This window comes from Streptomyces olivaceoviridis (assembly GCF_014650115.1).
In the GTDB taxonomy this organism is placed as follows: Bacteria; Actinomycetota; Actinomycetes; order Streptomycetales; family Streptomycetaceae; genus Streptomyces; species Streptomyces olivaceoviridis.
Window position 1 is genome coordinate 1 of record NZ_BMUI01000044.1, and the last position, 26,327, is coordinate 26,327.

Genomic DNA, 26,327 nt, shown 5'->3' on the forward strand with positions numbered 1-26,327 from the left:
CGCTCAACGATCCCCACACCCGCAGACTACCGAACGAGCCAAATGAGATGACGTCTTATGACGCCGGCCGACCCGCAGAGCCTGAACGCCTACGCCTACGCCAACAACAGTCCCGTCACCAGCAGCGATCCGTCCGGCCTGTGCATGGCCGACCAGTGCGGCATCGGCTACCCCATCGGCGGCACCGGCACCAACGGCCACAAAAAGGAGTACGTGAAGAAGGCGCCGCGCGGTGCCGGGGGAGTGGGCGCCCCGCACTTCAGCGGGGCGGGATACACGGGGCCTCTGCCTGCTGCGGCCAATGGCGACTCGAACAGCATGGCCAAGATCGACGACGAGTGGCACGTCAAGATCTACCCGGGCGTCTACATGCCAGCCGACAACCCCCATGTCAACGAAGTCGCCACAAAGTTCATCGAGTGGGTCAACTACAACTGCGGATCCAGTGACTTCTATTGTCTGGCCCCGAGCGATGACGGCAGCGTCACCCCAGCCGACTACACGCGAGTCAAGGGGATGATGTATTCCTGCGAGAAAGTCTGGGATTGCGGGAAATACTGGGCCAACCCCTCCGATACATTCGCGGTTGGCGCGGAAGCCGGCCTGGTAACTGGAAATGGACAGGGAGGCCGGGTAGCTGCCCGGGGGGCACGACGAGGCACGTCGGCTGAAGGCGGCCCATGTAGTTTCGACCCCGACACCCTCGTCCTCCTCGCCGACGGCACATCCAAGCCCATCGTCAAGGTGAAGCCGGGCGACCGGGTCGAGAGCGGTGACCCCGAAAACGGAAAACACAAGGGCTCACGCAAAGTAACCGCAGCGTTCGTCAACCATGACGACGACTTGATCGACGTGCAGGTACAGGACCTCAAGGGGAAGGTCCGGACACTCCGCACTACCTCCCTGCACCCCTTCTGGGACGACACCACCCACACCTGGGTACAGGCTGGCAAGCTAAAGGCCGGTCACCTGCTCAACACCACTTCCGACAGGCATGTGCGGATCACCACCGTCAAGCAGCGTGCCGGCTCCGCGAACATGTACAACCTCACCGTCAGCGACCTGCACACGTACTATGTGCTGGCGGGGGAGACGCCGGTACTCGTTCACAATTCGGGTGGCTGCCCCACAACTCTTTACCACTACACGAACGAGGCCGGTCACGACAGCATCATTGGTAGCGGTGAGCTGCGCCCGTCACTTAAGGCAAACAACCCGAAGGATGCGCGGTATGGGGATGGTCAGTACCTGACGGACATCAAACCCGGGACGAAGACACTCGGACAGCTCTCGGCGGCTTTTTTGCGGGTCCCGTGGGCGGGGCGTAAGTTCACTCACTACATCGAAATCGACGTCAGAGGGCTGGAAGTAGTGGAAGGTAGGCCAGGGGTGTTTGTGATCCCAAATAATGCGTCACTTGATCTCACCGGCCGCATTCGAAGCTCTGGAAGGAACTAGAGGTGAGATACGTCAAAGTCGCCTGGGATCACAACTTCGCCGATGATCCTGTGCTCTATCTCAGCGAGCTTGGTGACGATGGATATGAAACTCGGAAGGTGCAGATCTATCGGGACGGTCGATCAGAATGGGCAGACGAGAGCAATGAAACCGCAACGGTCGGCCTCTCGGAAGTTCCCTTCCCGCCTCTGGAGGAGATCTCCAGTCAACCAGAATTCACTGCCGAGGTGATCACGCCGCAAGAGTTCGAACGCGCATGGAGCGAGGCGCACGCGAACTCCTGAAGCATTTCTGAGTTCACTCAGAGGCGCGTCAGATTCCGGGGTGACAGAAGGCCGGGGCCCTGCTGAATTCCAGCAGGGCCCCGAGGCGTTTGACGGCAACGCTGACGGCAACGTCAACGGCTGCGGCAGGTGGGTCGTCAGCGTCGTAGTCCTGGCCTCCGCGCGTGTGGCCCAGGGCGTCGATGACGTCGCGCTGGGGTCGGAGTCGTACGTGGGCGTAGACGCTGGCAGTCACGCCGATATGGGCGCGATCGAGCAGGCCCGCGCTGATGGTGCCTACCGGCAGCTGCCCGCACCCGATCCGGCCAGCGCTCCCCTGGGCCCGTACGCGGCCGCGCACTTGATCCGCCCTCCTACACCGCTGGCCTGGCCCACGCCGCCGCACTGCGCCGTCTGACGGCGGCCGGGGAGGTCGACCCGACCAGCCCCTGGACGCTGCTGCGCGGCGCCCTGGAGAACTTTGCCACCGCCCTGTGGCTCCGGGACGGCCCCGGCCGGCCAGAGCGCCGGCGCCGCGCACTGTCCCTGTGGGACAAGGACATGCGCAACCGCCAGCAGCACGAGACCGACACCGGCCACCACCCGTCCCAGACCGGCATGACCGGTGCACAGCGCCGCGCCGAGATCCGCGCCCTCGCCGACCAAATCGGCCTGGCCCCGCTCACCAGGCCCGGGACCCACCAGATCCTGCTCACCGCCGCGCCCGCCGCGGGCCTGACCGCCGTGAAGGTGGGCGCCGCCTGGCGGCCAGCCTCCGGGTTCGCGCACGGCCGCTACTGGCCCAACCTGCGCGCCTCCCAGCCCCGCGCGGCCGTCCCCGGAGCCGACGGCGTCCACACCGTCGCTCTGATCATCGATGAGGACCAGCACCGGCCTGTGGCCGAGTACTGCCGCGTCATGCTGCGCCAGCTGCAAGAGCACTACCAGGCCCGCGCTCAGGCACGCTGACACCCGGCGATCAGCCGGGCCCGTCTACGGAGGCGGGTACAGCCCCTCGAAGGGATCGAACCCGAGTTGCTCGATCACCCGCTATCGGGTGGCTTCCCTGGGCCGCCTCTGCTGGCCGGCCGGGTACATGAGGTTCAGCTCAGCTGCCGGAGGCACGAGCAGATAGTCGGCCCTGGGACAGTCCGTCACGTGCGGACACTCCTCCAGCACCCGATTTGCAGAAGGCGCACAGAAGTCCTCTCACCTGGCCCGTTTGGTGGTCGTGGTCGACCATCGCCCCGGGGTACAGACCGCACAGATGACAGTCGGCGCCGAGCGCGTCGACCAACGCGGCACGCAGGCGCCGGAGGGATGGCGTACGCGCCGGAGGCGGCGGCCACAGGTGCATCAGCCCATACGCGCCGCCCTGGCAGCGGTCCGGTCGCTCGACAGTGCCCGGATCCACGCCCGGACCGGTCAGCCGCACCGACCACTCGGCAACAACCGAGCCCCAGACCGCCGTGCCGGCATCGTCCACGCGGCCGCCCTTCCACTCCTGCGGCCCGTGCTCCCGCTCAACGGGTCCGTGATGAGCGGCTGCGGGCACTGGCGGTCACCGGTCTCGGCCACAACCGGCGGCCGGCCCCGGTCGCCGCGGCCCTCGTCGCCGATCACCTGCGGCACCTGCCGCACACCCTGGCGACGAAGGCCGAGCGGCAGACGGCCGTCGAGGAACTGCTCGCCCGGCATCTGCCCGCCCTGGCGCCGCTGCCCGATCCGGCCGGCCGCACGGCAGGCGCCTTGTACAAGTGGCACTGGCGCGCCGCCCCCGGCCACCGTGCGGACGCCGTAGTGCAGGCCCTGCGGGCTGCCGGCGTGCGCGCGGCGCTGCCCGCCCGGCCGCTCCACGAGACGCCCCTGTTCACCGATCCCAACCTCGCCTCAAGCCTCGGACTGCGCGTCGTGCTCCCGGCCCCCGACAGCTTCCCCGGCACGGCCAGGCTCCTCGACCGCCTGGTGGAGATCGACACCCGGGACGCGTACGAGCCGCTGCCCGAAGACGACCCGGATCCGTACGACCACGCGCTGGCCGCGGCCGCCGAACGGCTGCCCGAGACCGGCTCCTGAACGAGAAAGGGCACGCACACCCATGGACCCGCTGTTCACACCGCTGCGGCTCAGGAACGTCGAACTGCGCAACCGGCTCGGCCTGCCCGCGATGAGCACCTACCAGGCCGCACCCGGCAACCTGCCGGACCCCCCGATGGCACCTGCCGCACTACCAGACGCGGTCCGTCGGCATGGGCCTGGTCCTCGTCGAGGCCACCGCCGTCGCCCCCGAGGGGCTGGCCACGCCCGACGACCTCGGACTGTGGAACGACACCCAGGCCCAGGCCCTGACCCAGATCGCCGAGGTCATCACCGCGCAGGGTGCGGTGCCCGGCCTGCAGCTGTCCCACGCGGGCCGCAAGGCAGCCCGTACCCGCCCGTGGGGCGACGGCGCCGATGCCGCGCTCGCCGAGACCGACGGCGGCTGGACGCCTCTCGGCCCCTCACCGCTGGCATTCGCCAACGGGTACAGCACACCCGCCGAAATGACGCCCGACCAGATCGACCGAGCTGTCGCCCAGTTCGCGGCAGCGGCCACGCGCGCGGCCTGCGCCGGATTCCGTGTCGTGGAACTCCACGCCGGTCACGGCCGGCTCCTGCACAGCTTCCTGTCGCCTCTCGCCAACCACCGCACCGACGCCTACGGCGGCGACTTCGCGGGCCGGACCCTGCTGCTGCGGCAAACCGTGCGGGCCGTGCGCGCCGCGCTGCCCGACGAACTGCCCCTCATCGTGCGGATGTCCTGTTGCGACTTCCTGCCCGGCGGCTGGACGCTCGACGACACGGTCCGGCTCGTACCGCTGCTCGCCGCAGACGGCGCCGACCTGATCGACTGCACATCCGGCGGCATCGCCCGGCCCGAGCCACGCCCCACCGGCCCGTGCTGGCAGGCCCCGTACGCGGCCACCATCCGCCACAGGACCGGTGTGCCCACCGCGGCCGTCGGCAAGATCACCACCCTGGGCCAGGCACGCGACCTGCTCGCCGACGGCACATGCGACCTGGTGCTGATGGGCCGCCAACTCCTGGTCGACCCGATGCTCCCGGCCAGGCATGCCCACGACCTCGCACCCGCCCCCTACCGGCGCGCCCTGGCCACCACCGCGGCTGCCGGCGACGGCTACCTGCCGCCGGAGCTGTGACCGCAAGGAAAGTGAGGTCCGATCATGCTGGTCATGCACGACAGCGGGCTCATCTTCGTCCGCACCAGGAAAACCGCAGGCACCTCGGTGGAGATCGCCCTGTCCCGTCACGCCGGCCAGGCGGACATCATCACCTCGATGTCGCCACGGGACGAAGCCCTGCGAACCGGTGAAGGGGGCCGGGCACCGCAGCATCACCTGGTCCCCGGCTACACCCCGGACCGGGAGCCGGTACCGCCCGGCCGCGGCCCCGGAGTGCGCTACTACAACCACATGCCCGCCCGCGAGATCCGCCAACAGCTCGGAGCGGACACCTGGGACCGCTACCTGACCGTGTGCCTGGAGCGCAGCCCCTACGAGAAAGTCGTCTCGCTCTACTTCCACCGGCACCGCACGGAACCCCGCATCCCCATCGGCGAGTTCATCGAGTCCGGGGAGTTCCGCGACGCGTTTAACTGGCCCCTGTACACGGACGCGGGCGGGGAAGTCATGGTCGACACCGTCATCCACCACGAGCACCTACAGCTTGCCCTACGCCATCGCCCTCAGTTCCGTGCCCAGTTCCCGGCGGGCGCGGGCGGCGGCGCCGACCGGGACGGCGTCGGCGGCCAGAGCGGCCCGGACCAGGCGGACGGGGTGGCCGCTGACCGGGGGGTCGGCGGCCAGGGCGGACAGGATGACGGGTTCCAGCAGAGGCCAGGCGCGGCTGACGCCCCCGCCGACGACCACCGTGGTGATGTCGGCGACGCCCGCCGTGATCACGATCGCCCGGGCGATGCCCGCCCCCGCCGCGCGGTACACGGCGAGGGCGTCCTCGTCACCCCCTGCGGCGGCCTCGGCCACTTCGCGGGCGGTGCGGCTGCGGCCGGTGCGGTCGGCGTAACGGGCGCCGATGGAGCGGCCGGAGGCCAGCGTCTCCAGGTGCCCCCGCCCGCCGCAGGAGCAGGGCAGGTCACCGAAGCCGGGGATGTGCCCGATCTCACCGGCCGCACCGTGCGGACCGGCGTACAGGGCGCCGTTGGTCCACAGGGCGCCGCCGACGCCGGTCCCCAGGGTCATGCCGAGGACGTCGGCCTCGCCGAGCACCGCTCCGCCGCAGACCTCTCCGTAGAGGAAGGCATTGACGTCGTTGTCCAGGTAGGCCGGGACGCCGAGGGCCTCTTCGACCGCGGCGGTGACGGCGAATCCGGCCCAGCCGCGGAAGGAGTCGCTGGCGACCAGGATGCGGCCGTTCGCGGAGTCCACCACCCCGGCGGCACCGACCCCGGCGCCCACCAGGCGGCCGGGCGTACGGGCCAGCAGCGGGGCGAGCGCGCCGAGCGCGGCGCCGACCATGGCCGGGCCGCCCTCCTGTGCGGGGGTGGCGGTCTCCGCGCGGTCGAGGACGGTCAGGTCGTCGGAGCAGAGGACCACCTGGGTGGTGGTGCCGCCGATGTCGATGCCGGCGAGGAGCGGCCGGAGGGTGGGGAGCATGGCCGGTTCCTGCGGGGTGTGCGGGGTGGGAAGGGGTCGGGTCACGCCTGGGCCTCCGTACGGCCGGCCGCGAGGGTGGCCAGGCGCTCGGCCCTGCGGCCCCGCTGCACCACCGGGTCGGGCACCGGTACGGCGGCCAGCAGACGGCGGGTGTAGTCGGTTTCCGGGTGCAGCAGGGTCGTCCCGGTGGGGCCCTGCTCCTCGATCCGGCCGGCGCGCATCACCACGACGCGTTGGGCGAAGTGCTGGACGACGGCGAGGTCGTGGGAGACGAACAGGCAGGCGAAGCCCAGGTCGCCCTGGAGTTCTGTGATGACCTCCAGGACCGCTTCCTGCACGCTGACGTCGAGCGCGCTGGTGGGTTCGTCGGCGACCAGCAGCCGGGGTTCCAGTACCAGGGCGCGGGCCAGGCTGACCCGCTGGCGCTGTCCGCCGGAGAGTTCGCGGGGCGCGCGCCGGGCGACCTCGCGGGGCAGCCGGACCCGGTCGAGGACGGCGGCGACCTTGGCCTGCCGGTCCTTGGCGGACAGGTCGCGGCGGTGGATCCGGAGCGGTTCGGCGACGCACTCGCCGACGGTCATCCGGGCGTCGAGGGAGGCCACCGGGTCCTGGAGGACGACGCCGATGCCGGCCCGCAGGGCGCGGCGGGCCCGGGCGCGGGTGCGGGCGAGGTCGGCGCCGAAGAGGGAGACGGTGCCGGAGGTGGGCGGGATGAGGCCGAGCGCCACCCGGGCGGCGGTGGACTTGCCGGAGCCGGACTCGCCGACCAGGCCGAGGGTCTGCGCCGGTTCGACCCGGAAGGACACTCCGCCGAGGGCGCGCACGGCGGCCTTGCCGCGGCCGAACACCACGGAGACGTCCCGCAGTTTGACCACGGGTTCCGCCACGCGATTCGCTACGGGGCCGGCCGCGGATCCGGCGGCGGATCCGCCCGCGGGCCGGTCCGGGGTTCGGTCCCCGGGGGCGCCGGAGCCGGGGGGCGGGGTCGACGGCCCGGCCGCCGGACCGCCCGTACGGGCCCGGGCGGTCGCGGGGGGCCGGCCGGTGCCGTCCGCCACCGCGGCGACGGAGAGCCGGGGCACGGCGGCCAGCAGGCGCCGGGTGTAGTCGTGCGCGGGGCGCAGCAGGACGTCCTCGACCGGCCCCGTCTCCACGATCTCCCCGCGGTACATGACGGCGACCCGGTCCGCGAAGTCGGCGACGACGCCCATGTTGTGGGTGACGAGCAGCACGCCGGTGCCGGTCTCGGCGGCGAGCCGGCGCAGCAGGTCGAGGATCTCGGCCTGCACGGTGACGTCGAGCGCGGTGGTCGGCTCGTCGGCGATGAGCAGTCCGGGTTCGTTGGCGATGGCCATGGCGATGACGACGCGCTGGCGCTGGCCGCCGGAGAGCTGGAAGGGGTAGGCGCGGGCGCGCTTGCCGGGTTCGGGGATGCCGACGCGGCGCAGCAGTTCGACGGCCTCGGCGGCGGCGTCCTTGGCGGACACCTCGCGGTGGTTGCGGATCACCTCGGCGATCTGCTTGCCGATCCGGGTGAGCGGGTCGAGCGCGGTGGCCGGCTCCTGGAACACCATGGAGACGGTCTTGCCGCGCAGCGCGGCGAGGCCGCTCTCCGGGGCGCCGACGATCTGGGTGCCGGCGATGACGGCGCTGCCGGTGGCGCGGGCGTTCGCGGCGAGCAGGCCCATCGCGGCGAGCGCGATGGTCGACTTGCCGGAGCCGGACTCGCCGACCAGGGCCAGCGTCTCGCCCGGCCGGACCTGGAGGCAGACGCCCTTGACGGCGGGCACCTCGCCGGTCTCGGTGGTGAAGACGACGCCGAGGTCGTCGAGTTCGAGGATCGGGCCGGACGCCGCGGTACGGGCGGCGGGGCCCTTGGTGGTGGCGGTCATCCGCGTCCCCTCACATCGAATGCGTCGCGGAGTCCGTCCCCGATCGCGTTGAACGCCCACACCACCAGGATGATGGCCAGGCCGGGCGGCAGGATCAGCCACCAGTAGCCGGAGTAGGCGGCGGTGAGCCCGGCGGAGAGCATGCCGCCCCAGTCGGTCTGCGGCGGCCTGACTCCCATGCCCAGGTAGGAGACGTAGGCGACGAGCAGGATGGCGTCGGCGACCTGGAAGGTGGCGGCGACGATGACGGTCGAGACCGAGTTGGGCAGGATATGCCGCAGGATCGCCCGGGCGTGTGTGCCGCCGATGGCGCGCAGGGTCAGGACGTAGTCGCGGTTCTTCAGAGTCAGTGTCTCGGCGCGGACCAGCCGGGAGGGCACCAGCCAGGACACCAGGCCCAGGATGAGGACGAGTCCGGCCAGGCCCGGTGTGGTGATGGCGGAGACCACGAGCAGGATGAACAGCGCGGGGATCGCGATGCCGGCGTCGACGATCCGCATCATCACGGCATCGATCCAGCCGCCCGCGTACCCGGCGGCGGCGCCCCACAGCGTGCCGATGACGGTGGCGAGGACGCCCGCGGCGAGGCCGACGACGAGCGAGACCTTGCCGCCGTACATCAGCCGGCCCAGTTCGTCGTGGCCGACGGCGTCGGTGCCCAGCCAGTGGGAGCCGCTGGGGGCGAGGTTGACCTGCTGGAGCATGGTGTGGGTCTGGTCGGTGGAGTACACCAGCGGGCCGGCGAAGCAGAACAGGAAGAAGAGGACCACGACGGCGAGCCCGACGACGGCCAGTCTGTTGCGCAGGAAGCGGCGGACGGCGAGCCGTGCGCCGGAGGCCTCGCGCGAGGCGGCGGCCTTCGCCGGGACCGTGTCCGGCTGGATGACGGCGCTCATGCCCGGCCTGCCTTCACTCGGGGGTCGATGATCCGCTGGACGATGTCGGCGAGCAGGGTGCCGGTGACGGTGGCGACGGCGATCACCAGAACGCAGCCCAGCAGGACCGGGTAGTCCGAGGACTGTGCCGCCGTCCAGAACAGCAGCCCCATGCCGGGGTAGTTGAAGAGCTGTTCGACGACCAGGGCACCGCCGAACAGCACGGGCACGTAGTAGCCCAGCATGGCCACCACGGGCGTCAGCGAGTTGCGGAACACGTGCCGCCACAGGATGGCGCCGGGGCGGGAGCCGCCCGCCCGGGCGGTGCGGACGTAGTCCTCGGAGAGGTTCTCCAGGGTGGCCGAGCGCATGTACCGGCTGAACACCGCGACCATGGAGGCCGCGCCCGCGACCACCGGCAGCACCAGGGCCTGCGGGTCGGAGAAGACCTGGCCCAGGGTCTCGCCCTGCGGGGCCTGCGAGGGGAACCAGGCGAGCTGCTGGCTGAAGACCAGGACGAGGATCAGACCGAGGAAGTAGACGGGCGTGGAGTAGGCGATGAAGCTGAGCGTGGTGATGACGTAGTCCGCCGCCTTGTTGCGGCGCACGGCCTGCCACATGCCGAGCGGGACCGCGAGGACGAGGCCCACCAGAGCCGACAGCACGGTGAGGACGAGGGTCTTCGGCAGTCGCTCGGTGATGAGCTGGGAGACGGGCTCGTTGAGGGTGTACGAGGTGCCGAGGTCGCCGTGCAGCAGTTGGCCGAGGTAGTAGAAGTACTGGACGGGCAGGGACTTGTCCAGGCCCTGTTCGTGGTTGAAGCGGGCGATCTGCTGGGCGGTGGCCTGCGGTCCGAGGATCCCGCGTGCGGGGCCTCCGGGGAGGGCGTGCAGCAGGCCGAAGACGACGATCGTCACGATGACGATCACGGCGACGGCCTGCAGGACGCGTCTGATCAGGTACGAGGAAGTACTCATGTGTTTTCCGGTCGCTTCGTCTCTGTGGCGCGCGGGCGTCACCTGGACAGGGGCGTCACTGCGACATGGGCGCCGGCGTGGGTGCCGGGTGGGCGGGTGCCGGTGTGACGCGGGTGTGCGCGGGGTGCGGGCGGGCCGGCCGGGCGGCCGGGTGCCGCCGGCCGGGTGCCGCAGGCCCGTGCGGCAGGGACCGGACTTACTTGGTCCACTTCCACATGGCGGGGTGGAAGTTGGCGAGGGAGTCCTGGGCGAAGCCGCCGAGGCCGTTCCTGATCACGGAGATCTGGTAGTCGGGCTCGGGCAGCCAGACCACGGGGAGGTCCTTGGCGAGTGCGGCGCTGTACTTCTGCACCGCCTCGTCCGAGGAGGAGGTGGTGGTCTCGGTGATCAGCTTGTCGACCTCGGCGTTGGAGTAGCTGCCGAAGTTGGAGCCGCCGCCGGTGGCGAAGAGCGAGTCGCCGCTCGGGTAGGCGGGGAAGTACCAGCTGCCCGCGGTGCCGAAGAAGGACAGCTGCCACTTGCAGCCCGAGTCACCTGCGGTGCACTGCCCGGCCTGCGACAGCACGGAGTTGACCGGTGCGGTCTTGATGCCGAACTTGATGCCGGTCTTCGCGAACGACGACTGCAGCGCGCTCATCATGTTGTCGGTCACGGTCGAGCCGGACTGGGACAGCACCTGCATCTCGAACGTGGTGCCCTTGTCGACGCCCGCGCCGCACTGGTCGCCGCCGGTGCCGGGGCGGGTGCACACCATGGTGCCGCCCTGCTCGGTCCAGCCGTGGCCGGTGAGCAGCTTCCTGGCCGCGGCGGTGTCGAACGGGTACGGGTTGTTCTTCTGCTCGGCGGAGACGAAGGACGACTCCTGGCCCTGCGGGACCGGGCCGTAGGTGGGGACGGCGCTGCCGTTGAACACCACCTTCGCCAGGGTGGTCTGGTCCACCGACATCTGGATCGCCTGGCGGGCGTACAGCTGCTTGAACACCGGGCCCATGGCGGGGTTGTTGAAGTTGTACGGCATGTAGGTGATCGCCCAGCCGCTCCACGGCTTGACCGAGTAGCCCCTGGCCTTGAAGGACGCCTCTTGGCCCAGGTCCGTGGCGTTGATGTAGCCGTAGTCCACGGTGCCCGCGCGCAGCGCGTTCTCCTCGGCGTCCGTGGTGGTGAACGGCAGCAGGTTGACGTTCTTGATGTTGGCCTTGCCGCCGCCGTCGTACTTCGCGTTGGCGGTCAGCTGGACCTTGCCCGCGGTCGAGAACGACTTGATGGTGTACGGGCCGCTGACCGTCTTCCACAGCGGGTCGGTCGCGTAACCGGAGATCTTCTTGGCCGCGTTGTTGAGGTACGTCCAGACCTGCTTGGCCCCGGCCGGGGTGCGGTCCAGGTCGGAGACGGCGCCGGAGTCGCCGGTCTTGTCCCAGACGTGCTGCGGCATGGTGCGGATCATGCTCAGCTCGTTGGCGAGCATCCACTCCTGGTTGTAGGCCTTGTCGAAGGTGAGGGTGAAGTGCGTGGCGTCGACCGTCTTGAACGAGGTCCAGTTGTCCGGTGCCTTGCCCGGGCTGTAGCTGGCCCAGTCCGCCTTGTTCGCCTTGACGAGGTTGAACCAGAATTCCACGTCGCGGGAGGTGATCGGCTTGCCGTCGCTCCAGTGGCGGTTGCCGAGGGTGATCGTCACGCTCTTGCTGTCCGCGGCGAACTCGGCGTCGGTGGCCAGCGAGTTGGCCTTGTTCCAGCCGACCTTGCCGGTGGAGCCGTCGTACGCGATCAGCGGCTCCCACACGGCCTGGGATATGGAGGAGTTGTTCGTGTTCAGATGTGCGGCGGTGCCGACCGGGAGGATCCAGTTCGGTGTGAAGTTTGCCGGGAGGGCGTAGTTGACGGTGTCCGACGACGACGGACCGGAGGACGAGGTACCACCCCCGGAACAGCCGGTGACCAGCGCGCCGGTGATGACGGCGGCACCCGCGACGAGGGCCCAGCGGCGGCCGGCCGCCGTGTGAGCAAGGAACATGACTCTCCTCAGAGTGAAAGGACCCGCAAACGTCCCGGGAGGACCCGGACCGGCGCCGCGGGATCGGCGCTGTGCATGGCGACAGTCAACGACGGACGCGCCGAACAAACAAACAAGAATTAGTAACAAGTAAGTTACTCCGATCTCGATGAAAGTCCCCTCGCACACTCCGGACGCCTCTGACGGTGTATATGCACCATTTTGAGGCGTATTCAGGATGCACCAGCACGGTTCACTTTCTTCACGGAGCTGTTCCCCACCCGTCAGGACGGGCGTACTGTCTCCGTCACACCCAATACTGCGGAAGTTACTTCGTACATGACTGAAATAAGTGCACGGGACCGCAAGAGCAAGGGCGTGTCCGCGAAAGGCACCGCGTCGAAGGGCGCCACCTCGAAGCGCCCCACGCCTAGGGGCGCCGCGCCGAAGGGCGCGACCCTCGCCACGCGGGTCCTCGAACTCGTCGCCTCGGGCCAGGCATCGTCCCGCGCCGAACTCGCGCAGCTCCTCGGCGCGGCCGCCTCCACCATCTCCCTCACCGTGGCCGAGCTGGTCGAGCGCGGACTCCTCGCCGAGGAGGGCACCCAGTCCTCCACCGGAGGGCGCCCCCGCAGGGTGCTCAGGGCGGGCAGCACCGACGAGTACGCCGTCGCCGCCGACGTCGGCGGCCGGCACGCCCGGATCGGTGTGGTGCTCCCGGGCGGCGAGGTCGGTGACGTCGCCACCGTGCCCTTCGAGATCGCCGACGGCCCCGAGGCCGCGCTGCCGCGGCTCGCCGAGCACCTGGAAACCCTCGCCCAGCAGCGGGGCCGCGATCGGCTGAGGGGCGTCGGGCTCTCCCTGCCCGGCCCGGTGGACGTCACCGCCGGCGCGGTCGTCCTGCCGTCCCGGATGCCCGGCTGGAACCGCTTCCCGGTCGCTGCCTGGCTGGAGGAGCGCTTCGGGGTCCCGGCCGTCGTCGACAACGACGCCAACTGCATGGCGGTCGGCGAGCAGAGCGTGCGGCCCGCCGAGCACCGGCAGTCGATCACGGTGAAGATCGGCTCGGCGATCGGCGCCGGTGTCATCGCCGACGGGCACCTCTACCGGGGCGCCACGGGTGCCGCGGGCGACATCACCCACATCCGCATCGACGGCGGCGGCGCCGACGTCCCCTGCTCCTGCGGGAACACGGGCTGTCTGGAGACCGTGGCCTCGGGTGCCGCGCTCGTGCGGATCCTGCGCGAACGCGGTCTGGACGTCACCAGTCCCGAGGACGTGGTCCGGCTCGCCGGCGACGCCGACCCGGAGGCCACCCGCGCCGTCCGCCGGGCGGGCGACCACCTCGGCCAGGTGCTCGCCGCCAACGTCAACTTCTTCAACCCGGACGCCGTCTACCTCGGCGGCATCCTCTCCACCCTGGAACCGTTCGTCGCCGCGGTGCGCAGCCAGCTCTACGAGAGCTGCCACCCGCTGGTGACCGAGCACCTCACCATCGAGCGGGCCGTCCTGGGCGCCGACGCCGGACTGGTCGGGGCCGGGCTGTTCGCCCTGCAGCGCGCCCTGGCCCGCGCGCTGGGCGAGGCCGGCGGCTCCGCCGCCCGCGTGGGCGGCCCGGCCCGGTTCCCCGCCGTCACGCCTCTCCCGAGGAGCTGACGCCCGCTGGGCCCGGCGTGGGCCGGCCGAATCCGCGCCCGGCCCACGCCCCGGCCGGCCCACGCCCCCAGTCCCCGTTCCCTCCACCGCTTCCCTGACCGCACATCCCAGGCCAACTCCACGCCCCACGCCGCCCACCCGCACGAGGAGCCATGTCGCACACCCGCACCGCCGTCGCCCGCCCGGTCATTGCCGTCGCCGGCCTCGGCATCGAGTCCTCCACCTTCTCCCCGGCCCGTACCGAGGCCCCCGCCTTCCACCCCGCGCGCGGTGCCGCGATATTCGACCGGTACCCGTTCCTCGCCCCGGGCCGGGAGCTGCGCGAGGCCGCCGAATGGCACGGCGCCCTGGTCGGCAAGTCGCTGCCCGGCGGAACCGTCACCGCCGCCGCCTGGACCGCGCTCACCGACGAGCTGATCGAGCGCCTCGCCGCGCTGCCCCGGCTGGACGGCCTGTGGTACGACATCCACGGCGCCATGACCGTGGAGGGGATCGACGACGCCGAGGCCGTGCTGCTGGAACGCATCCGCGCCACCGTCGGCCCGGAGGTGATCGTCTCCACCTCGATGGACCTGCACGGCAACGTCTCCCGTGAACTCGCCCACCGCAGCGACCTGATCACCTGCTACCGGATGGCCCCGCACGAGGACCACATGGAGACCAAGGAGCGCGCCGTGCGCAACCTGGTCGAGCTGCTGGTCTCCGGCGCCCCCCGCCCGGTCAAGGCGTGGGTGCCGGTGCCGGTGCTGCTGGCCGGCGAGCAGACCTCCACCCGGATCGAACCGGCGAAGAGCGTGTACGCGGCCGTCGACGAGGTCGAGGCAGCCGACGGCGTGACGGACGCCGCGATCTGGGTCGGCTACGCCTGGGCCGACGAGCCCCGCAACCGCGCCGTCGTGGTCGTCACCGGCGAGGACACGGCGGCGGTCTCGGCCGGGGCCGAACGCCTCGCCCGGGGCTTCTGGGACGCCCGCCACGACTTCGCTTTCGTCGCCCCGACCGGCACCTACGACGAACTCCTCGACGAGGCCCTAGCCTCCGACCAGCGGCCGTACTTCATCAGCGACACCGGCGACAACCCCACCGCGGGCGGCGCCGGCGACGTCACCTGGGGCCTGACCCGACTGCTGGAGCGTCCGGAGTTCCAGAAGGAGGACGGGCCGACGGTCCTCTACGCCTCGGTGCCCGGTCCCGCCGCGATCGAGACCGCGGTGGCCGCCGGGGTCGGCGCGACCGTCACCGTCACCGCCGGTGCGGAGGTGGACGACCGGCACGCCGGGCCCGTCACCCTCACTGGGGTGGTCCACGCGATCCGGCACGGCGACCGGGACGCCGAGACCGAGGTCGTCGTCCGCGTCGGCAGTGTGTACGCGATCCTCACCAAGCTGCGCAAGCCGTACCACCACGAGCACGACTTCACCGACCTCGGCCTCGACCCGCGCTCCGCCGACATCGTGATCGTGAAGATCGGCTACCTGGAGCCGGAGCTGTTCGACATGTCGGTCGGCTGGAAGATGGCCCTCACCCCGGGCGGTGTCGACCAGGACCTGGTGCGCCTGGGCCACCACCGCATCCGGCGCCCCATGTTCCCCTTCGACCGCGACATGGCCGACCCGGACCTGACGGCCCGTATCATCCCGGCCTCCGACCAGCCGCTCACCGGGGACGACGAGTGACCGGCCGCGACACCCGGTCGCTCGACGCGACCCCGCCCCCCACCGGCGGGGCGGACCCGGTGCCGGCTCCGATGGCCGCCGGCGAGGTTCCCGCAGACGGGCGGCCCGCGCTGGAGATCGCCGTCACCTCACCCGCGGGCGCCCGGGTCGCCCTCGCCCACGGAGCCGATCGCGTCGAACTCTGCACCGGCCTGGAACTGGGCGGTCTGACCCCGTCGGCCGCCCTGGTCGAGGCGGTCGCCGCCGTGGGCCTGCCGGTGCAGGTATTGGTCCGGTGCCGTCCGGGCGACTTCGTCCACGACGCCGAGGAGATCGTCCTGATGGTCGCCGAGGTGCGGTCCGTACTGACCTCCGGAGCCAGCGGCGTGGTCGTCGGCGCGCTCACCGCCGACGGCGGCCTCGACACCGCCGCCGTCGCCCGCCTCGCCGCGGCGGCCCACGACGCGGGCCGCCCGGTCGAGGTGACCCTGCACCGCGCGATCGACGTCTCGGCGGACCCCGTCGCCACCGCCGCGCTGCTGCCCGGCCTCGGGCTCACCCGGGTGCTCACCTCCGGCGGCGCCCCGGCCGCCGCGCAGGGACTCGCTCGCCTCGCCGCCATGGTGGAGGCCGCGCCCGGCGTGCAGGTGATGGCGGGCGGCGGGGTGCGCCCCTCCGACATCCCGGCGCTGACCGCCGCGGGCGTGGCAGCTGTCCACCTCTCCGCCAAGCGCCGCGCCGCACCCCGGCGCGGGGGCGCGTGGATCCCGCTCGGCGCCGCCGGCGCGTCCGCCGAGCAGGACACGCACTTCGTCACCGACCCGGCGGTGGTCGCCGAGGCACGGAGCATGCTGGAGCAGCGCTCCACCGGCTGACCGGCCCCGCGGTCGCCAGGTCCTGCCGCGTGGCGGGTCCTGCCGTGCGACGAAAGGACCCGGCCGGTCCCCGTCGCCGGGAGCCCGTGGTCTCTGTCGGACACGGGCTCCTCCGGCAGGCCGACCTGGGCGGCGCGGGCCGGCAGGGGCGGTCAGCGGGTCAGGTGCGTGGTGAAGAACGCCGTGAGCCGGTCGACGGCGGCGGTCACATGGGCGTCCCGGGCCGTAGAGAAAGCCGCCGAACCCAAGGAACGCTCTGCGAGGCGAAGCTCGTGCCGATCACGCCGAGCAGGGGGTAGGCCACCAGGTCCACGATGATCACCAGGGCGAGGCCCTTGAGGACGAGACCGAGCCGGGTGGTTTTCTCCATCCACGGGGGCCGGGCGCCGGACGGGCGCGGTTCTCCCGCCGCGGGTGCGGGTCGGCCGGCGCGCACGCGGCGCGCCTTCACCGTGGTCGTCTCAACGGTCAGCACCGCGGTACACCCCTTCATGACCGAGCCGGTGGGCGATCTTGTTGGCACAGATGACGAGGATCGTGCCGATCACGGCGCCGAACATGCCGTGAACCGTAAAGCCGGCTTCAGCGAACGCCGTCCGGAGGTCCTCCGGGGTGTAGAGGCGCGAAGAGCTGTGGAACGGCTCGACGTGGCCGCCCTTGTAACGGGTGGACATGCGGCTGTTGAGCCGGGCAGTCGCCGGGTCCCAGGTGGTGTGCACGGTGGTCGTCGCCTCAGGACCTTCCAGGATCCGGGTGCCCACCTTGGCCGTGGCGCTGTTGGGCGGGAAGTGTCGTTGCCGGGGCCGACGCCGCAGGCGACCAGGGCGGTGTGCAGCGCCGCCGTGCCGGAGGAGACCGCGATGGCGTGCCGGACCCCGTGGACGGTGGCGAGTTCGGCTTCCAGGGCGGCGGCCTCGGCGCGGCGGCCGGGTCCGGCATGCGGTCGATGGACGCCTTGAGCGCGCCCAGAGCCAGCGTCGGCGGTCTCGTCCCAGCGCAGGTTGCGGAGCTGGAAGTCACCATGTGTGGGCACGGTCTCCAAGGGGGCCAGGCCGGCGGCCCTCTCGGTGGTGGCGCGGATGAACTTCTCGTCGCCGGGAGCGAGGTGGGGCAGGGCACCGGCCAGGTGCCGCTCCAACTTGGCCAGCGGCAGGCCGTCGGCGGCTGGCCGGGGCGAGGCGCTGTGGTGGATGGCTGCCGCGAGTTGCCCGATGCGGTGGAAGACGAGGCGCTGCTGCTCGGGCGGGTGGAGGGCGCCGTGCAAGGTTCGGCCGCCCCGAGGCCGGAGACCCAGCTGCGAAGGGCGTCCACTTCACGATGGTGGAACCGGGCGTTTTGGTGGATCTTGATGTACCACTCGCCGCCCTCGGCGCCGCGTACCCGCCAGACGCGGCTCTCCTCCCGCGCCCAGGACGCGTCCGTCCACTCGGTGATCCGGCCGACCGCCTGCTCGGCGAACGCGCGCACCGCCTGGTCCGGGACCGTGCCGCGCGTGGCGGGTTCAGGGAGCAGGACCAGCCGGTCGACGGACCGGTCGTAGGCGATCGGGTCGCCGGGCTCCTGGAAGTGCACGGCCATCCGCGCGCCGGCCCGGTAGGCATCCACCCCGGCGCGGCAGTACGCCGCCATCGGCTCCGGCAGGGCATCGAAGGAGAACCACCCCATGGCGTCGCACACATGGTGCTCCATGACCTCCGGGGTGCCCTCCCACCTATCCACCACGAAGAACACCCCGATCCGGGCGCCACCGGCAGGGGCTCGGTGGTGCACGGTCACGGCCGCCCGGACATCGGCCCGGTCGATGACGACTCCGGCCTCCTCCCGGGCCTCGCGCACCAGGGCGGTGACCATGTTCTCCCACGGGCCGTCCAAATGCCCGGACACGAGATGCCAGCAGCCAGCCGCGTACACGTCACCGGCCCGCCTGGACAGCAGCACCTCAAGCCCCGCCGCGTCCTCGCGCACGGCGATCAGGTGGACGTCAAGCGGCTCGGTATGCCGCTGGGCGCCGTTCACGCAGCGCCGCCGGGGCGGCGCGCGAGCAGCACGGTGAACACCGCGTCCTCCAGGACGCCGCCGCCGGCATGTTCCTGGAGCAACCGGAGAGCGGCGGCCTCGAACTCGTGATGGCGGTCGGCGAACAGGCTGGGCGGGCGAAGCTGGTGGTGCGCAGGTAGCCGATCACGTCCTCGGGCGTCCAGGCGCGGGAGAGGGGGAAGTGGTGCTCGCTCACCTCGCTGAACGCCGAGTCGGCCAGGTCGTCCCCGTAGGAGCGGCCGCCCGGTTCGGCGTAGGCGCCGCGGGTGCCCGCACGCCGGTACTCGCCGAGGTAGCTCTGGATCAGCTCCCGCAGGGCGGCCGTCCAGGCGGACTCATGGGTCCAGAGGCTGCCGTCGCCCATGATCGCCACGACCGCGTGCGGCGCGGCGACCCGGTCGGCCATGGACAGGACCTCCGGGCGTGCCATCCAGTGGAAGGACCGCGCGCAGGTGATCAGGTCCGCCCGGTAGCCGTCGAACGGGGGCATGAAGTCCTCGGCCGCCAGCGGGTGGAAGCCGGCAGGGCGGCTGCTCAGGAGGGGTTCGAGAGTGGCGGCGGCGTCCTGGTCCGGGTCGACCAGGTCCACGCGGTCGATCCGGGGAACGGCCGGGAGCAGAGCGGCAGGCACCTGGCCAGTGCCGGAGCCGAGGTCGAGGAGGGCCGGGTGGTTGGGGTCCCGCACCGTGTCGGTGAGGAGCGCGACGGCCTGCGGCGGGATGCCGGGGCGGTGCCGGGCGTAGTCCGCCGCCGTCGACGTGAACAGCCCCTTGGGCTCGTTCGTCGGTGGGGTGGTCATGCGTCCTCCAGCAGTTTCCGCAGCGCAGCGGCGTCGGCCTGAAGCTGTGCCGCGTCCTGGCGCCCGTTGTCGAGGGCGTCCCAGGGCAGCGGCCCGCCCGGCGCCGGGTCGGTGTCACCGGCGTACCGGGGGCAGATGTGGCTGTGCAGATGGGGTACGACGTTGCCAAGCGTGGAGAAGTCGAGCTTGACCGGTTCGTAGAAGGCCGTCAGGGCCCTGCCGAGAGCGAGGGTGTCGCGCCAGTAGGCGGCTGCGTCGGCTTTGGACAGGTCGGTGGGCTCGGCCACGTGCGGGGCACCGCGGTGGATGAGCACGCAGTAGCCGCGCAGGCGTCCGCTTCGCCACAGGTAGGCGTTGGCCACTTCACCGCGGCGGAGCAGGAGGCCCCAGCCGATGTCGTCCGCGGAGTAGTCGTTCGCGCACATGGGACATCCGTCGCCGGCGCGGTGGCGGAGGAAGGTCTCGGGCCAGCCGGACGGCACAGCGGGGCTGACGGCTTGGGGGTGAAGAGGGTTCGGTGGCTGGGGCACCCGTAACTCCTTGTTGCTGTGCGGCTGGTGTGGCGGTGGGGCGGCCTGTCAGAGGTAGCCGTGCTGGTAGGCGAAGGCGACGAGATGCGCCCGGTTCTTCAGCTGTAGCCGGGTCTGCAGGCCGTGGAGGACGTGCTTGACGGTGTGTTCGGCGTAGCCGACCTTCTGCACGGTCTCGGCTGTATCGAGGCCGGAGGCCAGGCATCGCAGGACGTCGACCTCTCGGTCGCTCAGCTCGGTCAGCCGCTGCTCGACGGGGCCAGGCAGGCGCGCCCGCAGATGGCTGAACGCCTCCAGCACACCGTTGACGAGGTCGTCCGGCAGATATCCGTCACCGCAAGCGACCGTGGTGACGGCTGGACGAGGCGGTCCGGCGTCGCGTCGGCGCGACGCAGGAGACCGACGAGGCCGCACTCGGCCGCGTCGATCAGCTTCGTCTCGTCGATGTCCGCCACGAACGAGCACGGACCGCCCTGTGCTCGTGTGCTTGATCTCCCGCAGCAGGCGCAGCGTCACCTCCTCGACAGCATCCGTGACGACCAGCGCGACCGGGGTGTCCACGGCAGATCCGGCGGCGTCGACGAGGGTGACCTCGGGGCGGGGCCTGAGCAGGCTGACCACCCCTGCCCAATAAATCAGGTCAGGGGCGTGCAGCGTGACGGCGATCCGAGAAGGCGCGGTCATGACGTCTGCCGGGCACGGCGGCGAGCGGAGGAAGCGTCCAAGACAGGGCCTTCGAGCCCGCGCCGGAGGTGACGTGCTGGACCCCGGAGGTGTCGCCGAGGTCGACCCGGTACCGCTCGGGCCGTCCGGCCTGCTCCCAGAGAGTGTGGAGACCCTCGAGTTCGGCCCACACATCACGCGGCCCATGGACTCGAACGGTGCCGTCGCCCGTGCCGGCCACGGCCCAGGAGTCGTCCTCGGGCGCGACGATGGTCATCGTCTCGGCCTGGAAGTCCCGGACCAGACCGGGGGCGAGGTAGGCGGCGGCGAGCCAGAATCCGTAGGCGTCGTCCGGCGGCGGCGTGAGCCCCGTGGACCGTGCCGTGCCGGGGTCGTCTTTGATGCGGGCGCGGTGGTCCAGGGCGTTGAGCCACCGGTAGCCGAGCAAGGGCCGGTACCCGCGCGGCCGGCCCCTCAGGACCGCCTCGACCGTGCCGGCCGCGGTGCGGGTGACGAGGAGTTGTCCGGGCCAGCTCGGTGTGCCGGTCGCGAGTGTCGTGAGCAGACGGCCGCCCGGCGCGAGCTGTTCCACCCAGGGCTCCGGGACGCAGGGGGCACCGATGCCGGAGTGGATCCGGTCGTACGGCGCTCGGGCCTCGTGCCCTTCGAGCGCGTCGCCCTCGACGACCGTCGCGCCCAGACCGAGCCGGTCGAGGTTCCGGCCGGCGAAGGCGGCCATGTGTCCGTCCCGCTCTACACCGGTGGCGAGTCCGGGACCGGTGATGGCGGCGGCGAGTGCGAGGGAGACTCCAGGGCCCGGCCCAAGCTCCAGATACCGCTGTCCGGGCCCGAGTTCCATGGCTTGGAGGGCTTCGACAGTGGCGGGGGTGTAGGTGGACATGGACGTCATGTGTCCGCCGGTCACCGGCCCGCGGGGGAGGGCGTCGAGGGGTTCGCCGTCGCGCTGGAGCAGGATCGACTCGTCGCTGTGGATCAGGTCGAGCCACTCCTGACGGTCGTCGGGGTGGGAGCCGTCGAGGAGGCGCCAGTCGATCGGGTCCGCTCCCGGTCCGCTGACCCGGACGTACGCGTGGGGGAGCAGGACCTCGCGCGGCAGGCGCAGCAGCGCATCTTGCAGCAGCGAGTCGGTCAGAACGCCGTCGGCCGCGAGCCGGTCGACCATGCCGGCACGCTGTCGGCTCGTCGCTTCGTGAAGGTCAAGGGGCATGATCGGGGCCCTTCGCGGGAGTGGGGGCAGCCGTGGGCATGGTGGTCAGGCGGCGGACCGGCGAGGCCCACAGCAGACCTGCCGGCACCGGGTAGAGGGCCGTCCCGGCGATCAGCGCGGCATGTACGGAGAAGACCGCGGCGATGGCGCCGGCAGTCAGGGCGGCGGCCGGCCGCAGCCCGGTGACCAGCCAGACCGAGGTCTGCTGCGCGCGGGACTGCAGCTCGGGCGGGCACAACTGCTGGCGCAGAGACCGCTGTGTCGTGCCCGCCGCGACCGCGGCCGCCGTCCTCAGCGCACCGGCGGCCGCGATCACGCCCAGCCACACCGGTTCCGGCCGGGCGACCAGAAGGGGCACGCCGCACACGGCGTAGGCGAGGACCCCGGTCAGCATCACGCGTGCCGGCCCGAACCGGTCCACGAGACGGGTGGCGACCACCGCCCCCGCGAGGCCGCCGGCAGCGGTGACGCCCATCACCAGGCCGAGACCGGTGCTGCCGGAGTCGAGTCGCGTCAGCAGCGTGTACGCGAAGTACGTCGTCACGATCCCGTCGGCGTACGCGAGACCAGCGAGCGACAACACGAGGGGACGCTGTATCGGATCGCGCATCACGTAGCGGACCCCCTCGCGGATCGCGTCGCCCATCCGCGCGGGCCGGTCAGCCGCCGCCCGTCGTGCCGCGTGGGGCCGGATCCGGGAAGCGCACCAGGCGCTGAACAGGTACGAGACGGAGTCCAGCCACAGGGCTCGGCCCGCACCGAGGAGGCCCACGACGAGGGTGCCGTCGTAGGTACCGGCCGTGTCCGCCAGGGAGAAGGCGCCGGCGATCCGCGCGTTCGCCGGATGCATGTGGGCGCGGTCGACGATCTCGGGCACGATGGCGATCGACGCGGCCTGGTGCAGCACGGTCAGTGCCCCCATCAGCAGGGCGACCGCGTAGAGCACGGGCACGGACAGGACTCCCGCGGCCCAGCAGACCGGCACCACGGACACCACCGCGGCTGCGGTGAGATCCGTACCGATCATGATCTTCCTCTTCGGGTACCGGTCACCGGCCACCCCGGCGGGCAGCGCGAGAACGAACGCGGGCACCGTCGCCGCTGCGGCCAGCAGCGACACCTGGCCGGGGGAGGCGTCCAGCTCCAGCACCGCGATCACCGGCAGCGCCACGCCGTGGACCGATGACCCCGCGAGGGTCACCGCCTCGCCGACCCAGTACGCGCGAAAGGACCTGTGGGAGCGCAGAGGAAGGGCGGCCGCTCCTTCCGCGGCCGCGTCATGGACTGTGCCGGTGGGCGTCACGATCGGCTCCGCTCCGGTCGGCGAGCCAGGGTGTGCACGAGGTGACCCAGGTCCCGGTAGGGACTCCGCGAGGACGCGGCCCACTCCAGCTCCAGTGCCGCCGCGTACGCGGCCGGATCCGGAGCCCAGATGTCGTCGAAGTGGTCGTGGAAGATCCGCACGCCCTGCCACGGCTGCGGACTCAGCCCGTGCTCGGCGGCGAGCCGGTCGAGGGCGTCGGGGTCGTCTCCGCGGGTCTCCCGGCCAAGATTGCCCACGCTCCGGTCCGCTCCGGACACGATGAGCCGGTGCGCGGTCTCGGAGTCGCCGACGAGAGCCTCGCGCATGCCGATGGCCCGGCGGTTCTTGGCGAGGAGGCTCAGCAGACCGCCCGGCGCGACCAGCCCTGCCAGACGGGCGACCGCCTCACCGGGATCGTCCAGGTACATCAGCACGCCGTGGCAGCACACCCCTTCGAACGGCTCCCCGTCCAAGGAGAGGGACTCGAAGCCGGCGTTGACGAGCCGGACGCGGTCGGCGAGCTCGGGCCGGGCCGCGAGACGGTCGGCCGCAGCCGCCAGCATGCTGGCGGCCGGATCGACGCCGGTCACCCGGTGGCCGGCCGCGGCGAGGCGCAGCGTCATCTCGCCGTTCCCGCAGCCGACGTCCAGAATCCGAGCGGGCGCGGCCGGCAGCTCGGCGAGAAGCCGCCGTTCCACTAGGTCGTGACGCAGGCGGCCCCGCACGCTGTCGGAGTGCGCGGCGTACGCAGCCCCCACGGAGCCGAATCCGGTCACCGCGTCCATCCCAGTTCTGTGTAGGTCCGGCCCGCCTGGATGCCCTCGATAGCCGCTCGGGTTTAGTCGACGATCGGCTCGGGCAAGTCCCTGACGTTCCACCACCGCCAGGACAGGCACTTGTCGGGCTCCTGCCGCTTCGGCTCACCCTCCCAGCGGAGGGCGCGGAAGAAGAACTGGACGCGGGGCGGGTCCGTGGGCAGTTCCCTCATGTGCACGGTGTGGACGAGCTCGACGTCAGCCGGTTCGATGACCAGTCCCGCCTCTTCGTGCGCCTCCCTCACGAGGCAGGCGCACAGGTGCGGGTCGATTGGTTCGCCAAGGACCTGGTAGGCGATGCGGCGGCACTGGCAGTGCCCGGTCCGAGTGGTCTCGGGTCGGGCGGGCTCTGGGTGCCGCCCGGTCTGAGGCTGGGCGGAGGGCTGGTCTGGTGTGAGGGCGGCGTTCGTCAGCTTCTCGATTCGTTGGAGGCGGGGGGAGTTACCAGGAGATCGGGTCGGTGAGTTCGGTGACGGGCTGGTGAGTGGCTTTGGGGATGCCGAGGAGGACGCGGGCTCGGTGCGCAGTGGTGAGTTGGTCCGCCGCCGCGGATGGTCCCCAGTCGAAGAACTCCAGGGCCTGCTCGGGGGTGGCCAGGATGCGGACGTAGGTTCGGCCGGTAGCCGGATCGACTTGGGACGCGTCCAGGCTCATGAGGATGGCGGCGTAGCGGACCCGCGCACAGGGGCCGTCGGGGTCCGACAGGTACCCGAAGTAGCGAGCACCGGCGAGCTCCGCTGCAGCCTCCTCGCGGGCTTCACGGACGGCGGTGGCCACGGGGTCCCCGCCGTCTTCAGGTTCTGGGGTGCCACCGGGCAGGACGGCTGCACCGGTGTCGGGTTCCAGGAGGACAAGGACTCGCCCGTCCGGTGCGAAGGCCCAGACCCAGGACTGGCGGACCGGGAGGTCGGCGGGGACGGGCATGGGGTGGAAGGACAGGTGGTGGCGGGCCCGGGCGGTGTGCAGGACGCCGACTCGGTCGAGGACGGTGGGGGCGAGCGGGAGCCCGTCCTCCAGGAAGACGGGTCCGGCGCCGTTGATGCGGGCGCGGAGTGCGGACAGGGCGCGGCGGGCGTCGTCGGGCGCCATCAGAACGGGAAGGTCAGCGGGTTCGACGAACTCGATGCCGTCGATCTCGCCCGGACAGGGCCGGATCGCCGCGATCTGGTCGTCGTCCCAGACGCCGCCGTCGAAGACGTGCAGGAGTTCGCCCGGGAAGTTCATGGCCGGGGGCGTTGCCCGGCCAGTGGGGGAGACCCAGTCGACGGCCAGCCCGCGGGTGACCGTCGCCGTGACGCCGAGCTCCTCTTCCAGCTCGCGGGCTGCGCCCTGGGCGGGGGACTCGCCCCTGTCGAGGGCACCGCCGGGCAGCAGCCGGGTGGGGCGGTAGGTCACACGCTGGAGCAGTACCTGCCCTCGCCGGTTGGTGATCAGCACGGAGGTTCCGGCCCACAGGGCGTGCGAGGCGCGCAGTGCCCCGTACGCCTCGTCCTTCATCGCGACGCTGGGGCGTTCGTCGGGCGCGGAAGTCGTCGTCATCTCTGCTCTTTCCTGTCACGTTGTGGGGCACGGGCTGCTGCAGGAGGACGGTCGGGGCCGTCGTTTAGCGGCCGGCCTTCGACCCGGGCTGGCGAATCTGGCGGTTTGGCGGTCTTAGAACGCGGTGCCAACATCGCTGCGGGGGTCACCCACGGGCGTCCGTTCGTCGTAGAGTCCGGCTCGGGCCGAGCGCCGCCAGGGGCGGGCGCGGAGAACGGCCATGGTGATGTCTTCGTCCTGCGAGTCGAGGTCGATGTCCGCGATCGCCAGGGCGGGATGTCCGTTCGCGGGGCAGCGCGCCAGCCATCGACCGCCAGGCGCCACGATCCCGGACGGCGCCGTTGCGCTGAACTGAGCCGGGATGGCGTAGCCGATCCAGTAGTTGTAGAGCGTTCCGTACGCCTGAGCGACACGGGCCCGGGGGGCGTCGTCGACCATTACCGACAGCAGGACGCAGTCGACGTCCATGCGTTCGTACTCGGCGAAGACCTCGGGGAAGTTGGCCTCGATGCACAGTGCGAAGCCGAACCGGATGCCGTCCACCTCGATGACGAGCGGCTGATGCCCCGGGGAGTACAGGAAGGACACCTCGGTGTGTGACAGGAAGCGCTTGTCGTATCGGGCTACCAGCTGGCCGTGGTCGGAGACGATGTAGAGGCTGTTGTGCGGCCGGTTCGGCGGTGTGAGGGGGTGGATCGATCCGAACACCGTCCACAGGCCGAGCTTTCCCGCCAGCGCGGCGATCGACTCCGCTTCCTCACGCAGTACATCCCACGCGGCACGGCTCCAGTCAGCCGGCACCAGCTCACCGGCCGGACCGGCCGCCATCACGTGCTTGCTCGGGTAGGTGACCGATCCCTCGCAAAACTGCACCAACCGCGCACCCGCCTCGGCGGCTTCGGCCATCAGCGCGCGGATCTCCTGCCCGGCCGCCCGCAGCGTGCCTCGATCAGTGGGGTCTTCCGGCACCGTGCTCTGCGCGACCGCCAGCCGCAAGGTCTTCCTGGCCACACGGGGACGTTCATCGGGTGCAGAAGTCGTAGGCATCTCTCTCCGATCAGTGAGTTCTTACTCGTGCGCGGTGAAGCGGTGAATGCTC

The 26,327-nt window shown here is 71.5% G+C and carries 25 protein-coding genes and 3 pseudogenes; 8 read left to right on the forward strand and 20 right to left on the reverse strand.

Features of this window, described 5'->3' with window-relative positions; all coding sequences use genetic code 11:
- Positions 1–57: 57 nt before the first annotated feature.
- Together IE273_RS39840 and IE273_RS39845 are read left to right on the forward strand one after the other, a co-directional pair.
- Positions 58–1,458, forward strand: coding sequence for an HYD1 signature containing ADP-ribosyltransferase family protein (locus IE273_RS39840; protein ID WP_189819995.1), 1,401 nt, complete (start codon positions 58–60; stop codon positions 1,456–1,458).
- A 2-nt stretch (positions 1,459–1,460) separates the two neighbouring features.
- Positions 1,461–1,742, forward strand: coding sequence for a DUF6881 domain-containing protein (locus tag IE273_RS39845; protein WP_189819996.1), 282 nt, complete (start codon positions 1,461–1,463; stop codon positions 1,740–1,742).
- Positions 1,743–1,857: 115 nt separating this feature from the next.
- Here IE273_RS39845 and IE273_RS45560 read toward each other — a convergent pair.
- Positions 1,858–2,001, reverse strand: a pseudogene (locus tag IE273_RS45560) (site-specific integrase); the annotation flags it as partial.
- Between the two features lie 281 nt (positions 2,002–2,282).
- Between IE273_RS45560 and IE273_RS39850 the strand changes: the two are divergent.
- The gene (locus IE273_RS39850; RefSeq protein WP_189819997.1) at positions 2,283–2,690 is read left to right on the forward strand and encodes a hypothetical protein; all 408 of its coding nucleotides are present in this window, start codon (positions 2,283–2,285) and stop codon (positions 2,688–2,690) included.
- 139 nt (positions 2,691–2,829) lie between these two features.
- On the opposite strand, the gene IE273_RS45410 is transcribed toward IE273_RS39850, so the two are convergent.
- Positions 2,830–3,078, reverse strand: coding sequence for an endonuclease domain-containing protein (locus IE273_RS45410; RefSeq protein ID WP_373309486.1), 249 nt, complete (start codon positions 3,076–3,078; stop codon positions 2,830–2,832).
- A gap of 392 nt (positions 3,079–3,470) precedes the next feature.
- On the opposite strand from IE273_RS45410, the gene IE273_RS44350 reads away from it, so the two are divergent.
- Positions 3,471–3,797, forward strand: a complete 327-nt coding sequence (locus IE273_RS44350; RefSeq protein WP_229888052.1) for a hypothetical protein — start codon at positions 3,471–3,473, stop codon at positions 3,795–3,797.
- 173 nt (positions 3,798–3,970) lie between these two features.
- A complete protein-coding gene (locus IE273_RS39865; RefSeq protein ID WP_189820029.1) occupies positions 3,971–4,921 on the forward strand; it encodes an oxidoreductase in 951 nt (316 codons plus the stop codon).
- Positions 4,922–5,452: 531 nt separating this feature from the next.
- Here the strand turns inward: IE273_RS39865 and IE273_RS39870 are convergent.
- The 5 genes from IE273_RS39870 to IE273_RS39890 form a co-directional block, all read right to left on the reverse strand.
- The gene (locus IE273_RS39870; RefSeq protein ID WP_189820030.1) at positions 5,453–6,394 is read right to left on the reverse strand and encodes an ROK family protein; all 942 of its coding nucleotides are present in this window, start codon (positions 6,392–6,394) and stop codon (positions 5,453–5,455) included.
- 41 nt (positions 6,395–6,435) lie between these two features.
- On the reverse strand, positions 6,436–8,286 hold the full coding sequence (locus IE273_RS39875) for a dipeptide ABC transporter ATP-binding protein (RefSeq protein WP_189820000.1): 1,851 nt from the start codon (positions 8,284–8,286) through the stop codon (positions 6,436–6,438).
- Complete coding sequence (locus tag IE273_RS39880; protein WP_189820001.1) at positions 8,283–9,182, reverse strand: ABC transporter permease; 900 nt, start codon at positions 9,180–9,182, stop codon at positions 8,283–8,285. The genes IE273_RS39875 and IE273_RS39880 overlap by 4 nt, the downstream gene beginning before the upstream one ends.
- Positions 9,179–10,138, reverse strand: a complete 960-nt coding sequence (locus IE273_RS39885) for an ABC transporter permease (protein ID WP_037855442.1) — start codon at positions 10,136–10,138, stop codon at positions 9,179–9,181. The genes IE273_RS39880 and IE273_RS39885 overlap by 4 nt, the downstream gene beginning before the upstream one ends.
- A gap of 196 nt (positions 10,139–10,334) precedes the next feature.
- Positions 10,335–12,149 (reverse strand): peptide ABC transporter substrate-binding protein, encoded by a 1,815-nt coding sequence (locus IE273_RS39890; protein ID WP_189820002.1) that lies wholly within the window; start codon positions 12,147–12,149, stop codon positions 10,335–10,337.
- 318 nt (positions 12,150–12,467) lie between these two features.
- On the opposite strand from IE273_RS39890, the gene IE273_RS39895 reads away from it, so the two are divergent.
- From IE273_RS39895 to IE273_RS39905, 3 genes are all read left to right on the forward strand, one after another.
- The gene (locus tag IE273_RS39895) at positions 12,468–13,784 is read left to right on the forward strand and encodes an ROK family transcriptional regulator (protein WP_189820003.1); all 1,317 of its coding nucleotides are present in this window, start codon (positions 12,468–12,470) and stop codon (positions 13,782–13,784) included.
- Between the two features lie 152 nt (positions 13,785–13,936).
- Positions 13,937–15,460 (forward strand): M81 family metallopeptidase, encoded by a 1,524-nt coding sequence (locus tag IE273_RS39900; RefSeq protein WP_189820004.1) that lies wholly within the window; start codon positions 13,937–13,939, stop codon positions 15,458–15,460.
- 71 nt (positions 15,461–15,531) lie between these two features.
- Entirely contained in the window at positions 15,532–16,314 is a 783-nt protein-coding gene (locus IE273_RS39905; protein WP_189820031.1) for a copper homeostasis protein CutC, read from the forward strand.
- A gap of 205 nt (positions 16,315–16,519) precedes the next feature.
- On the opposite strand, the gene IE273_RS44355 is transcribed toward IE273_RS39905, so the two are convergent.
- The 13 genes and pseudogenes from IE273_RS44355 to IE273_RS39970 form a co-directional block, all read right to left on the reverse strand.
- Positions 16,520–16,789: a hypothetical protein gene (locus tag IE273_RS44355; RefSeq protein WP_229888053.1), complete on the reverse strand. Its 270-nt coding sequence runs from the start codon at positions 16,787–16,789 to the stop codon at positions 16,520–16,522.
- Complete coding sequence (locus IE273_RS44360; RefSeq protein ID WP_229888054.1) at positions 16,776–17,033, reverse strand: hypothetical protein; 258 nt, start codon at positions 17,031–17,033, stop codon at positions 16,776–16,778. Before IE273_RS44360 ends, IE273_RS44355 begins: the two co-directional genes overlap by 14 nt.
- 131 nt (positions 17,034–17,164) lie before the next feature.
- Positions 17,165–17,578 (reverse strand): annotated as a pseudogene (locus IE273_RS44365) (phosphotransferase); the annotation flags it as partial.
- A gap of 422 nt (positions 17,579–18,000) precedes the next feature.
- Positions 18,001–18,330 (reverse strand): annotated as a pseudogene (locus tag IE273_RS44370) (NUDIX domain-containing protein); the annotation flags it as partial.
- Entirely contained in the window at positions 18,296–19,150 is an 855-nt protein-coding gene (locus IE273_RS39930) for a class I SAM-dependent methyltransferase (RefSeq protein ID WP_229888055.1), read from the reverse strand. The gene IE273_RS39930 and the pseudogene IE273_RS44370, both read right to left, overlap by 35 nt.
- Positions 19,147–19,575 carry an HIT family protein gene (locus IE273_RS39935; protein ID WP_189820005.1) on the reverse strand — a complete coding sequence of 143 codons (429 nt, stop codon included), beginning with the start codon at positions 19,573–19,575 and terminating at the stop codon, positions 19,147–19,149. The genes IE273_RS39930 and IE273_RS39935 overlap by 4 nt, the downstream gene beginning before the upstream one ends.
- 153 nt (positions 19,576–19,728) lie before the next feature.
- Entirely contained in the window at positions 19,729–20,364 is a 636-nt protein-coding gene (locus IE273_RS39940) for a helix-turn-helix transcriptional regulator (protein ID WP_189820006.1), read from the reverse strand.
- Positions 20,321–21,571, reverse strand: coding sequence for a methyltransferase domain-containing protein (locus tag IE273_RS39945; RefSeq protein WP_229888056.1), 1,251 nt, complete (start codon positions 21,569–21,571; stop codon positions 20,321–20,323). Before IE273_RS39945 ends, IE273_RS39940 begins: the two co-directional genes overlap by 44 nt.
- The gene (locus IE273_RS39950) at positions 21,561–22,874 is read right to left on the reverse strand and encodes an MFS transporter (RefSeq protein WP_229888057.1); all 1,314 of its coding nucleotides are present in this window, start codon (positions 22,872–22,874) and stop codon (positions 21,561–21,563) included. The genes IE273_RS39945 and IE273_RS39950 overlap by 11 nt, the downstream gene beginning before the upstream one ends.
- Positions 22,871–23,659: a methyltransferase domain-containing protein gene (locus tag IE273_RS39955; RefSeq protein ID WP_229888058.1), complete on the reverse strand. Its 789-nt coding sequence runs from the start codon at positions 23,657–23,659 to the stop codon at positions 22,871–22,873. Before IE273_RS39955 ends, IE273_RS39950 begins: the two co-directional genes overlap by 4 nt.
- A 53-nt stretch (positions 23,660–23,712) precedes the next feature.
- Positions 23,713–23,934: an NUDIX domain-containing protein gene (locus tag IE273_RS39960; RefSeq protein ID WP_229888059.1), complete on the reverse strand. Its 222-nt coding sequence runs from the start codon at positions 23,932–23,934 to the stop codon at positions 23,713–23,715.
- Between the two features lie 196 nt (positions 23,935–24,130).
- The gene (locus tag IE273_RS39965) at positions 24,131–25,228 is read right to left on the reverse strand and encodes an NUDIX domain-containing protein (RefSeq protein WP_189820009.1); all 1,098 of its coding nucleotides are present in this window, start codon (positions 25,226–25,228) and stop codon (positions 24,131–24,133) included.
- A 114-nt stretch (positions 25,229–25,342) separates the two neighbouring features.
- Positions 25,343–26,239 (reverse strand): carbon-nitrogen hydrolase family protein, encoded by an 897-nt coding sequence (locus IE273_RS39970; protein ID WP_229888060.1) that lies wholly within the window; start codon positions 26,237–26,239, stop codon positions 25,343–25,345.
- Between the last annotated feature and the right edge of the window lie 88 nt (positions 26,240–26,327).